Origin of the sequence: Micromonospora echinofusca (genome assembly GCF_017614955.1) — a bacterium.
GTDB lineage: Bacteria > Actinomycetota > Actinomycetes > Mycobacteriales > Micromonosporaceae > Micromonospora > Micromonospora echinofusca_A.
The window spans coordinates 1-11,431 of the sequence record NZ_WVUH01000243.1 but is presented as its reverse complement, the minus strand read 5'-3'; the positions used below and the strand labels follow the sequence as shown (position 1 = coordinate 11,431).

Annotated in this window: 11 protein-coding genes; 6 read left to right on the top strand and 5 right to left on the bottom strand. The window is 73.3% G+C overall.

The features are described 5' to 3' along the window. Window positions 1–436 (top strand): DUF4190 domain-containing protein (locus GSF22_RS23550; protein WP_208815914.1); only part of this gene is annotated, 436 nt, incomplete at its 5' end. 79 nt (window positions 437–515) lie between these two features. On the opposite strand, the gene GSF22_RS23545 is transcribed toward GSF22_RS23550, so the two are convergent. Next, a complete protein-coding gene (locus tag GSF22_RS23545; protein ID WP_208815913.1) occupies window positions 516–1,472 on the bottom strand; it encodes an HpcH/HpaI aldolase/citrate lyase family protein in 957 nt (318 codons plus the stop codon). A 108-nt stretch (window positions 1,473–1,580) separates the two neighbouring features. Between GSF22_RS23545 and GSF22_RS23540 the strand changes: the two genes are divergently transcribed. Beyond that, window positions 1,581–2,408: an SDR family NAD(P)-dependent oxidoreductase gene (locus tag GSF22_RS23540; protein WP_208815912.1), complete on the top strand. Its 828-nt coding sequence runs from the start codon at window positions 1,581–1,583 to the stop codon at window positions 2,406–2,408. A 29-nt stretch (window positions 2,409–2,437) separates the two neighbouring features. On the opposite strand, the gene GSF22_RS23535 is transcribed toward GSF22_RS23540, so the two are convergent. Continuing rightward, a complete protein-coding gene (locus GSF22_RS23535) occupies window positions 2,438–4,612 on the bottom strand; it encodes an APC family permease (RefSeq protein ID WP_208815911.1) in 2,175 nt (724 codons plus the stop codon). Between the two features lie 126 nt (window positions 4,613–4,738). Further along, window positions 4,739–5,704, bottom strand: a complete 966-nt coding sequence (locus tag GSF22_RS23530) for a DMT family transporter (protein WP_208815910.1) — start codon at window positions 5,702–5,704, stop codon at window positions 4,739–4,741. A 108-nt stretch (window positions 5,705–5,812) separates the two neighbouring features. Between GSF22_RS23530 and GSF22_RS23525 the strand changes: the two genes are divergently transcribed. Then, window positions 5,813–6,529, top strand: coding sequence for an HAD family hydrolase (locus tag GSF22_RS23525; RefSeq protein WP_208815909.1), 717 nt, complete (start codon window positions 5,813–5,815; stop codon window positions 6,527–6,529). Between the two features lie 61 nt (window positions 6,530–6,590). Here GSF22_RS23525 and GSF22_RS23520 read toward each other — a convergent pair whose 3' ends face one another. Together GSF22_RS23520 and GSF22_RS23515 are read right to left on the bottom strand one after the other, a co-directional pair. Further along, a complete protein-coding gene (locus GSF22_RS23520; protein ID WP_208815908.1) occupies window positions 6,591–7,106 on the bottom strand; it encodes a hypothetical protein in 516 nt (171 codons plus the stop codon). 27 nt (window positions 7,107–7,133) lie between these two features. Beyond that, complete coding sequence (locus GSF22_RS23515) at window positions 7,134–8,003, bottom strand: PhzF family phenazine biosynthesis protein (protein ID WP_208815907.1); 870 nt, start codon at window positions 8,001–8,003, stop codon at window positions 7,134–7,136. 33 nt (window positions 8,004–8,036) lie between these two features. Here GSF22_RS23515 and GSF22_RS23510 point away from each other — a divergent pair, with 33 nt between their 5' ends. The 3 genes from GSF22_RS23510 to GSF22_RS23500 all read left to right on the top strand — a co-directional run bounded on the left by GSF22_RS23510 (window position 8,037) and on the right by GSF22_RS23500 (window position 11,344). Further along, the gene (locus tag GSF22_RS23510) at window positions 8,037–9,365 is read left to right on the top strand and encodes a magnesium transporter MgtE N-terminal domain-containing protein (RefSeq protein ID WP_208815906.1); all 1,329 of its coding nucleotides are present in this window, start codon (window positions 8,037–8,039) and stop codon (window positions 9,363–9,365) included. After that, on the top strand, window positions 9,358–9,972 hold the full coding sequence (locus GSF22_RS23505) for a DUF1003 domain-containing protein (protein WP_208815905.1): 615 nt from the start codon (window positions 9,358–9,360) through the stop codon (window positions 9,970–9,972). The genes GSF22_RS23510 and GSF22_RS23505 overlap by 8 nt, the downstream gene beginning before the upstream one ends. Window positions 9,973–10,195: 223 nt before the next feature. After that, a complete protein-coding gene (locus tag GSF22_RS23500; RefSeq protein ID WP_208815904.1) occupies window positions 10,196–11,344 on the top strand; it encodes an Mrp/NBP35 family ATP-binding protein in 1,149 nt (382 codons plus the stop codon). Window positions 11,345–11,431: the final 87 nt, after the last annotated feature.

Sequence of the window (11,431 nt, the reverse complement as noted above, 5' to 3'; positions counted from 1 at the left end):
CCCCGCACCGGACTACGGGGCTCCCGCCCCGGGCTACGGCGCACCCGTCGCGCCGACCCCCGACCCGTACGCGCCGGCCGGTTACGCCCCGCAGCCGGGCTACCCGGTGTACGGCTACACACCCGTCCCGCAGACCAACGGCCTGGCCATCGCCTCGATGGTGGTGTCGATCGTCTCCTTCGTCGGTCTCTGTTTCTACGGCCTCGGCGGCTACCTCGGCATCCTCGGCGCGATCCTCGGCCACGTCGCCAAGCGGCGGGCGAAGGAGAAGGGCGAGAGCGGCGACGGAATGGCGCTCGCCGGCATCATCATCGGCTGGATCTGCGCCGTCATCGCGGTGCTCGCCACCATCGCGATGGTGATCTTCTTCGTCTGGATCGCCAACCAGGACACGTCCGGCTACGACAGCGACACCGGCTACGGCACCACCGACTGACGACCCAGCGGCGCCCGGACGGGCGCCCCCGCGTGGCTCCGGGGCCCGCAGCCGGGCCCCGGCACCACGCCGCGCAGGATCAGCCGGCCGGCGGGGTGAAGGTCGACGTGCGGGTCATCCCGGCCGCCCGGCCCTTGGCGGCGACCACCAGCGCCATCTTGCGGGACGCCTCGTCGATCATCTCGTCGCCGAGCATCACCGCGCCGAGCTTCCCGCCCGCCTCCGAGGTGTAGTACTCGTACGCGTCGAGGATCAGCTCGGCGTGGTCGTAGTCGGCCTGGGCGGGCGAGTACACCTCGTTGGCCGCGTCGATCTGCCCCGGGTGCAGTACCCACTTGCCGTCGAAGCCCAGCGCCGCCGACCGCTTCGCCACCTCGCGGAACCCGTCGGTGTCCCGGATCTGGAGGAACGGTCCGTCGATCGCCTGCTTGTCGTGCATCCGGGCGGCCATCAGGATGCGCATCAGGATGTAGTGGTAGGGGTCGCCCGGATAGTCCGGGATCAGGGCGCCGACCACCAGCGACCTCATGTTGATCGAGGCCATGAAGTCGGCCGGGCCGAAGATGATCGTCTCGACCCGGGGCGAGGCGGCGGCGATCGCGTCGACGTTGACCAGCCCGGCGGCGTTCTCGATCTGCGCCTCGATGCCGATCCGCCCGACCTCCAGGCCGAGGGTCTTCTCGATCTGGATCAGCAGCAGGTCGAGCCACTGCACCTGCGCGGCGTCCTGCACCTTGGGCAGCATGATGCAGTCGAGGTTCGCGCCGGCCCCCTCCACCACCTCGATCACGTCCCGGTACGTCCACGGCGTGGTCAGGTCGTTGACCCGGACCACCCGGGTCTTGCCGGCCCAGTCGCCCTCGTTGAGCGCCGCCACGATGTTCTTCCGCGCGTCCGGCTTGGCCAGCGGTGCGACCGCGTCCTCTAGGTCGAGGAAGACCTGGTCGGCGGGGAGCCCCTGGGCCTTGCCGAGCATCTTCACGCTCGATCCGGGGACGGCGAGGCAGGACCGGCGGGGGCGCCCGACTGCGGCCATGACGGCTCCTTCCAGGGTCCGCGCCGGACAGCCGGGACGGACTTAACGATCGCAAAGGTGATGGTGACGTCACGGTAACCTCACGCCATGACCGGGGAGAACGAGGCTGTGGAAGATTTCACTGGGCGCCGCCGGGTGGTCGTGACCGGGGCCAGTTCGGGTATCGGACTGGCCGCCGCCGTCGAGCTGGCGCGGCGGGGCGACCGGGTGACGCTGGTCGGGCGCGACCCGGCCCGGCTCACCGCCGCCGGGGACCGGGTACGCGAGGCCAGCGGCGAGCGGCCGGACCTGTTCCGGGCCGACTTCGCGGTACTCGACGACGTGCGCCGGCTGGCCGGGGAACTACGCGACGCGTACGACCGGATCGACGTGCTCGCCAACAACGCCGGGGCGATCGTGCTGGCCCCGGTGACCACGGTCGACGGGTACGAGCTGACCATCCAGGCCAACCACCTGGCGCCGTTCCTGTTGAGTCACCTGCTGCGCGACCGGGTGGGGCGGATCGTCAACACCGCCTCCGGGGCGCACCGCAGCGGGGCACTCGACCCGGACGACCTCAACGCCCCGCTGCGCCGGTACCGGGCGATGTCCGCGTACGGCACCAGCAAGCAGGCGAACATCCTGTTCACCGCCGAGGCGGCCCGGCGCTGGCCGGACCTGCCGTCGTACTGCTTCCACCCCGGGGTGGTGCGCACCCGGTTCGCCAACGACAACCGGATCGTGGCTTTCGGCATGCGGTTCGCGCCGTTCCTGCGTACCCCGGAACGGGGCGCGGAGACCCTGGTCTGGCTGGCCACCCAGGCCCCGTCCCGCCTGGTCGACGGGGGTTACTACCTCGACCGGCGGCTGCGCCGGCCGCTGCCGAAGGCCACCGATCCGGCGCTGGCGGCCCGGCTCTGGGCGGCCAGCCTCCGGGCACTCGACCTGCCGGACTGACGGCTGTCCCGGCGGCCGGCAGCGCGGGATCAGTCCCGGGCGTGCACGGGCACACTGGTGACCACCACGCCCGGCAGGCCCCGCAGCGCCCGGCGCAGCCGGTGCTCGGTCCGGCTGTGCAGCAGTCGCTGCCAGCGCCGACGGATCACCACCTCGGGGACGATCACGGTGAGCGCCAGGTCCGGCCGGGCGGTGTGCAGTACCTCCAGGTAGCGGACCAGCGGCCCGATCACCGCCCGGTACGGCGAGACGATGGTCTCCAACCGCAGGTGGTCGCCCCAGGCGGACCACTGTTGCCGGAACCGTTCGGCCTCGGCCTCCTCGGGTGCGAGGTGCACGGCGAAGGTCGGCTGACCGAGGGACGCCGCGTACGCCAGGGCGCGCAGCGCCGCCAGGTTGAGCCGGGCGACCGGCACCACCACCAGGTGCCGCACCTGCTGCGGCAACTCTTCGGCCTCCTCGGCGACGGCCGGCGGGTGCGGGGCGAGCGCCCGGTTCAGCCGGTCGTAGTGCCGGTGCACCCGCAGACCGGTCAGGACGAGCAGCGGTACGGCGAGGACCACCACCCAGGCGCCCTCCCGGAACTTGGTGACCGCAGCGGTCAGCAGTACCAACCCGGCGACGAGGCCACCGACGGCGTTGACGGCCAGGCGGCGACGCCAGTGCCCCTCCCGGCGGCGACGCCAGTGCACCACCATCCCCACCTGGGACAGGGTGAACGCGAGGAAGACGCCGACCGCGTAGAGCGGGATGAGCGATTCGGTGTGCCCGCCGAAGGCCGCGAAGATGGTGCCGGCGCTGACCGCCAGCGCGACCAGCCCGTTGCCGAACGCGAGCCGGTCCCCCATGTGCAGGAACCGGCGGGGTGCGTACCCGTCCCGGGCGAGGAAGAAGAGCAGCCGGGGGAAGTCGTTGAACGCGGTGTTCGCGGCGAGCAGCAGGATCAGCGCGGTGGCGGTCTGGATCAGGGCGTACCAGGGGCCGGTGGGGAAGGTGTGCCGGGCCAGTTGGGCCAGCAGGGTCCGCTCCGGGGTGGGCACCAGCCCGGACAGGTGGATCAGCACGGTCAGTCCGGCGAAGAGCACGACCAGGGTGCCGACCATCCAGGTCAGGGTGGTCCGCGCGTTGCGCCACTCGGGCGGCCGGAACGCCGGTACCGCGTTGGAGACCGCCTCGATGCCGGTCATCGACACCGCACCGGAGGCGAAGGCGCGCAGCACCAGCAGCAGGGTGAGGCCCTGCACAGCCGGTACGTCCGGTGCCGGCAGTGGCACGAACCCCCGCTCCGCCGCCCGGACGGAACCGACCACGAGGAGCGTCACCACCGAGACGAGGAAGACGTACGTGGGTACGGCGAAGAGGTTGCCGGCCGCCCGGACCCCGCGCAGGTTGCCGGCCAGCAGGAGCGCCACCACCAGCAGGCCGAGCGGCACGGTCAGCGGGGTGAGGCCGGGCAGGGCGGAGGTGACCGCGTGCACCCCGGCGGCCACCGACACCGAGACCGTGAGCACGTAGTCGAGCATCAGCCCGGCGGCGGCGGTCAGCCCGGCCCGGTGACCGAGGTTGTCGCCGGCCACCAGATAGGAACCGGCGCCGTGCGGGTACGCCGCGATGGTCTGCCGGTAGGAGAGCCCGACCGCCAGCATCAGCACCACCAGCGCGGCGGCCAGCGGCAGGGAGAGACCGAGCGCGGCGGTACCGGCGAGCAGCAGCACGGTCAGCATGGCTTCCGGTCCGTACGCGACCGAGGAGAGCAGGTCCGAGGAGAGCACCGGCCAGGCCACGACCTTGCGCATCCGCTCGTAGAGCACCGCCGCGCTGACCAGCGGCGGGCCGAGGACGAACTGCCGGGCCCGCAGCAACCAGCAGCCGAGCCGGGAGCGGGGTTCCGCCGCGGTACCGGTGGCCAGCAGTTCGTCCGGTTCGTCGGCCCGGAACATCTCGATCGGGGCGAGCCGGCCGAAGCGGGTGGACCCCGGTGGGTGCCGGTACCGGCCGAGGGTCGGGTCGACGGGCAGCGTGCTGTCCCCGCCCCGCCCGGTCCGCCACTGCGCCCCGATCCGGCGCAGCGCCTGCACCTCCTGGTCGGTCAACGGCGGGAACTCGGCCGACGGGGTGACCACCCGGTCGGCCGCCGACCCACCGGCCGGCCCGCCGTCAGCCGCCGGTCGGCCTGTCGATCGTCCGTGGTCCTGTCGCCCCATCCCGTCATCCCGCCGTCCGTACCGCCGCCCCCATCAGTTCACGTCGGGCCGGCGGTCGGCAGGCGGTTTCCGGGAAACCGGCCGTCAGCCGGTCCGGTCCGGCGGTGCTCCCGCAGGGTCCGGCCGTCAGCCGGTCCGGTCCGGCAGGGGACCGGCCTCGGGCGGTACCGCCACGGCGGCGGTCCGGCGGCCGGCCCGGGCGCCGCCGATCAGTACCACGGCCACGCCGACGAGCAGCAGCCCCAGACCGGGCAGCGCCCACGGCCGGGGCGCCTGGTCCAGCCAGAGCCAGGCGATCAGGGCCGCACCCGGCGCCTCCAGCAGGGTCAGCACGCTGACCGTGGTCGCCGACATCCGGTGCAGCACGTAGTTGAACATCGAGTGGCCGAGCAGTTGGGCCCCGACCACCAGGCCGAGGATCGCCAGCCAGGTGGTCCCGTCGAAGCCGGTGAGCGGTACCCCGCCGACCAGGCAGACCAGCAGCAGGAGCAGCGCGCACACGCCGTAACAGATGGTGGTGTAGGTGGTGGTGCTCAGGCTGGTCCGGGCCCGCTCGCCGAGGGCGGTGTAGCCGGCCGCGGCGGCGGCACCGGCGAGAGCGAGCAGGTCACCGAGGAACGCCCGGGGATCCGACCGGAAGTCCGCGCCGGTGGCCACCAGCGCGCCCAGCACCGCGAGCCCGATACCCGCCCAGACCACCGGTGGGGGACGCCGGCCCTGCCCGAGCGCGATCAGGCCCTGCCAGACCGGTTGGGTGGCGACCAGCCCGGCGGCGGTGGCCACCGAGGTCAGCTGGGCACTCGGCATCCAGGTGGCGAAGTGCACGGCCAGGGCGACCCCGGCCAGGACGCTGTAGCCGGCCTGCCGGCGCCCGGCGTCGTACCGCAGCGCGGCGAACTCATGCCGCCGTCCGACCAGCGAGTACGGCCCGAGCACCGCCACGGCGAGGGCGTTGCGCCAGAACGCGATCGCCAACGCCGGTGCGGCGGCGAAGGCGATCAGCGGGGCGGAGGAGGAGACGGCGGCGACCGCCAGGACGACCGCGGTCGAGGTCAGCGGATCGAGCGGCAGCCTGAGCTGGGGCGGGGGCACGAGGCGTAATCCTGACAGAGCACCGGACAGCACGGAACGTCAACATCCCATTACGATCATCACGTCCACGTGCCGGTGCTCCCCCACCCGCTCTGGAGGCGCTCCACCATGCCCGCATACCGTGCGGTCCTGTTCGACTTCTTCGGTACCCTCACCCGCTCGGTGCAACGCAGCTCGGCGCACGCCACCGTCGCCGGCCTGCTGGGCTGCCCCGCCGACCTGCTGGCCGACCTGCTCGACCGGTCCTACTACCTGCGCGCCAGCGGCCGGCTCGGTGATCCGGAGGACACCCTGCGCTGGATTTGCGAGCAGGTCGGGACGTACCCGTCGGCTGCGGAACTGCGGGCGGCGGTGGACGCCCGGCACGCGGCGGTGGCGACCGACACCCGGTTGCGTCCGGACGCGGTGTCCGCCCTGCGCGGGCTGCGGGACCGGGGCGTACGCACCGCGCTGGTCAGCGACTGCACCCACGAACTGCCGGCGGTACTGCCGAAGTTGGCGGTCGCGCCGCTGCTCGACGCGCGGGTGTACTCGGTCGAGGTGGGGCGCTGCAAACCGGATCCGGCGATGTACCTGACCGCCTGCGGCCGGCTCGGGGTGGCCCCGGACGACTGCCTCTACGTCGGTGACGGTGGCAGTCAGGAGCTGAGCGGGGCGCAGCGGACCGGGATGACCGCCGTCCAGCTCGCCGCCCCGGACCTGGCCGGGCATCTGGCCTTCAACGTGGACCGGTCCTGGCGGGGCCCGGTCCTGCACTCGCTGAGCGAGGTGGTCGACCTGGTCGACCACACCCCGGAGGTCGACCACACCCCGGAGCTGGTCTGAGCGTCGCCGCCCGGCGGGGCCGACCGGGCGTACCGAGCGGTCGACCGGGCGTACCGAGCGGTCAGCGGGGCCGGCGGACCCGGTGCAGTCGGAACGGCCGACGGGTGACCCGGACCGCCGGGCTGTCCCGGGGCGGTTCGGCGAGCGAGTCCGTCGGTAGCGACTCCCCGGCCGTCGGGATACCGGCGGGGGTCAGCCGGTTCAGCGCGCAGTCGGTGGCGATCCAGCGTTCGACCAGCTCGGCCGGGCTACCCGGGGCGTTGAGCCGTTTGGTGGCGACCAACGGGGCCTGCACCGCCCACTCCTCGCTGCCCGGCCGGACCCGGCTGACCCGGGCCGGCCAGGTGACGATCCGGCCGCCGTGGTCACCCCGGAGGGTCACCTGCGCGGTCTCCGCTGCGGCCAGCCCCGGCGCGGACTGCTCGCCCGGGCCGCTGACCAGGTAGAGCGCGCCGTCGGAGGGTACGCACCAGAGGGCGAGCGGCGGGCCGTCCGCGACGCTCACCCAGGCCACCGCCGCCTTCTTGACCGCCTCCTCCACCAGTGGTGCCGTCGGCTCGGTCAGCTCGTCCGTCATGGGGGCATCCTCTCCGACGTCGACCGGTCAGCCCACGAACGGGGGTACGGCGATCTCCCCCCGGGCGACCGGTACCACCGCGCCGGCCACCGTCGCCCCCAGGACCGCGCCGTCGCGGACGGTCACCGAGCAGGTCAGCTCGGACGGGCGGTTGATCTCCACGCCCTGCCGGACCAGGTACTCCGACCGCCCGTCACCGGGCAGCAGCCCACTGGCGACCAGCCACACCCCCAGGCCCAGGGCGGCCGATCCGGTCGCCGGATCCTCCGAGACCCCCTCGCCGGGCACGAAGACCCGGACGTGTGCGGTTTGCCCGACCGGCTCCCAGGAGAAGACGCTGACATGCTCGACTCCGTAACGGGCGGCAGCCGCCGTGTCCAACCGCGCCCGGACCACCGCGTCCGCCGTGACCGGCAGGTACGGGAACTCCAGTCCGCAGCCGGCCACCCGGGGCGGGGGGCCGCTGTGGTCGGCGGCGGCCAGACCGACCACCTCCAGCAGCGGTTCGGGATCGAGTTCGGGGCCGAGGGTGGGGGCACCGCCGGTGAGGGTGGCGCGGTTCCCGTCGACCTGTACCGGCAGCAGGCCGGCACCGCACTCCTGGGTCACCTGACCGGGGCCGAAGAGTCCCCGGCGGGTGGCGGTGACCGCCGCCCCGACGCTCGGATGACCGGCGAACGGCAGCTCACGTACGGTGGAGAAGATCCTCGCCCGGTAGGTGGCCCCCGCCTGGGTGGCCGGCAGGACGAAGACCGTCTCGGAAAGGTTGAACTCCACCGCGAGCTGCTGGAGCTGCGAGACGGCCAGCCCTTCGGCGCCGAACACGACGGCGAGCGGGTTGCCGGCGAACGGGCGGTCGGTGAAGACGTCCACGATCTCGTAGGACAAGGTCGACATGTTGATAAACCCTAGGCGCTTAGGCTGGTTCCTGTGAGCACGCCGACCCGGGTGTACATCGCCCGACTCGCTTCCGTCGCCGTCTTCGACCCCAACGGTGACCAGGTCGGCCGGGTCCGGGACGCGGTGGCGCGGCTGCGCCCGACCGACCGGCCGCCGGAGGTGGTGGGGCTGGTCGCGGAGATGCCGATGCGGCGGCGCATCTTCCTGTCGATCAACCGGATCATCTCCATCGACCCGGAGGCGGTGGTGCTCGGGACCGGCACGCTCAACCTGCGCCGGTTCGAGAAGCGGCCGAACGAGCTGCTGGTCCTGTCGGACCTGCTGGACCGTCGGGTGCAGGTGGAGCCCGGCGGGAGGTCGGGCACCGTGGTCGACGTGGCGATGGAGCGCAGCCGCAGTGGCGAGTGGTCGCTGACCCGGGTGGCGGTACGCGAGCAGACCGGCCGGCTCGGCCGCCGGGGGCACCTGCACCAGGCCGAGTGGGAGAAGGTGCGCGGGCTGAGCGGGATGGGCGACACCCGGGGTACGGCCAACCTGCTCGCCGTGCTGGAGGACATGCGTCCGGCCGACCTCGCGAACGCGTTGCAGGACCTGCCGGACAGCCGGCGCAACGAGTTGGCGGCGGCCCTGGACAACACCCGCCTGGCCGACGTGCTCAGCGAACTGCCGGAGCACGACCAGGTGGAGATCCTCGCCGGGCTGGACCGGGAACGTGCCGCCGACGTGCTGGAGGAGATGGATCCGGACGACGCCGCCGACCTGCTCAACGAGCTTCCTCCACCCGAGCAGGACGTCCTGCTGGACCTGATGGAACCGGACGAGGCCGACCCGGTCCGCCAGCTGTTGAAGTACACGCCGGGTACGGCCGGCAGCGTGATGACCTCCGAGCCGGTGATCCTGCCGCCGGACGCCACCGTCGCCGAGGCGCTGGCCCGGATCCGGGAACCGCAGCTCTCCCCGGCGGTGGCCGCGCAGGTCTTCGTCGCCCGGGCGCCGATGACCACCCCCACCGGGCGCTACCTCGGCATGGTGCACTTCCAGCGGCTGCTCCGGGAGCCGCCGGCGGACCTGCTCGGCGGGGTGGTGCTCAACGACATCGACCCGCTCCAGCCGGACACCCCGCTGCCGGAGATCACCCGCCGGATGGCCACCTACGACCTGGTCGCCATGCCGGTGATCGACTCGGCGAACCGGCTGGTCGGCGCGGTGACCGTGGACGACGTGCTGGACCATTCGCTGCCCCGGGACTGGCGGGACCGGGACGCGCCGGCCCGGGGTATCGGCGAGTCCCCGGCGGGCGCCCCGACCGGCCATCCGGTGTCCCGTCGGGAGCCGCTGACCGGGGGCGTCGATGGCTGATCCGAGACGGGCGGGCCGGCTGGACCAGCCGCGCGAGCCCCGGCGGCTCCGCCTGCCCCGCTTCGATCCGGAGGCGTTCGGGCGGTGGTCCGAGGGGATCGCCCGGGGCATGGGTACGGCCAACTTCATCGTCTACATGACGGTGGTGATCCTGGCCTGGTTCGCCTGGAACACTCTCGCCCCGGCTGACCTGCGCTTCGACCCGTACACCTTCACGTTCCTCACCCTGATGCTGTCGTTGCAGGCGTCCTACGCGGCGCCGCTGATCCTGCTGGCGCAGAACCGGCAGGCGGACCGGGACCGGCTCGCGTTGGAGGAGGACCGGCGGCGGGCCGCCCTCCAGAAGGCGGACACCGAGTACCTGGCCCGGGAGATCGCGGCGCTGCGGATCGCGATGGGTGAGGTCGCCACCCGGGACTTCCTCCGGTCGGAGCTGGCCCGGTTGGCGGAGGAACTGGACGAGGCGAACCAGCGGCGGCAGCGGCTGGAGCGCCGCCAGTACGACCGGCCGGTGCACCGGGTGCCGGCGGAGAGCGGCGGCGCCGACGGGTCGGGACGGACCCTGGACGAGCCCCGCGACGATCTGGCCGGCGACGGGCCGGGCTGAGGGGCTCCGGGGGGCCGCTGCGGGTCGCCGCACGCCTCAAGGGGCCAGGCGCGCGGCGACCATGACGATCGTCGCACCCGGAGGGTACGGCGTCCAGGGCTAAAGCCGCATTTCCCTCTCGTTGGGCCGAGCCCGACGGTTCGCCGCGAATGCCGCATCGATTGGCTCACACCGACCCCTCTGCCGCCCGGTGGGTGACCGGCCCCGACGTAGCATTGCCGTCATGTCAGCACCCGTCAGCACCGTCAACGACGCCGTCCAGGCCGCCCTGGCCACCGTCGACGATCCGGAGATCCGCCGGCCCATCACCGAACTCGGCATGGTCCGCTCCGCCGTGGTCGGCGACGACGGCGTGGTACGGGTGGAGCTGTTGCTCACCGTCGCCGGCTGCCCGCTCAAGGAGAAGCTGCGCGCCGACATCACCGCCGCCGTGGGCGCCGTGCCCGGGGTCACCGGGGTGGAGATCGAGTTCGGGGTGATGAGCCCGGAGCAGCGGCAGTCGCTCCAGGCGAAGCTGCGCGGCGGGGCCGCCACCGAGGAGCCCGTCATCCCGTTCGCCCAGCCCGGCTCCCGGACCCGGGTGTACGCCGTGGCCAGCGGGAAGGGCGGGGTCGGCAAGTCCAGCGTGACCGTCAACCTGGCCGCCGCACTCGCCGCGAAGGGGCTCTCGGTCGGCGTGGTGGACGCGGACATCTACGGCCACTCGGTGCCCCGGATGCTCGGTGCGGACGGTCGACCCACCCGGGTCGAGGACATGATCATGCCGCCGCAGGCGCACGGCGTGAAGGTGATCTCCATCGGCATGTTCACCGCCGGCAACGCCGCCGTGGTCTGGCGCGGGCCGATGCTGCACCGGGCGTTGCAGCAGTTCCTCGCCGACGTCTACTGGGGCGAGCTGGACGTCCTCCTGCTCGACCTGCCGCCGGGTACCGGCGACGTGGCGATCTCGCTGGCCCAGCTGCTGCCCAACGCGGAGATCCTGGTGGTGACCACCCCGCAGGCCGCCGCCGCGGAGGTCGCCGAGCGGGCCGGGGCGATCGCCCTCCAGACCCACCAACGGCTGGTCGGGGTCATCGAGAACATGTCGTGGCTGGAACTGCCGGACGGCACCCGGATGGAGGTCTTCGGGGCCGGTGGCGGGACCACCGTCGCCGAGTCGCTGACCAAGGTCGTCGGTGCCCAGGTGCCGCTGCTCGGGCAGGTCCCGCTGGACACCCGGGTACGCGAGGCCGGGGACAGCGGTACGCCGATCGTGCTCGCCGAGCCGGACGCACCGGCTGCGGTGGCGCTGCGTCAGGTCGCCGACCGGCTGGCCGTACGGCGTGAGTCGCTGGTCGGCAAGCCGCTGGGGCTCAAGCCCGCCGGTCGCTGACCCCGGGCCCGGGGCGGGTGGATCAGGTGGCGTCCAGGTCGTAGGCGCGGGTACGCGGCCGGGGCGCCTCGACCGCCTCCCCGGCCC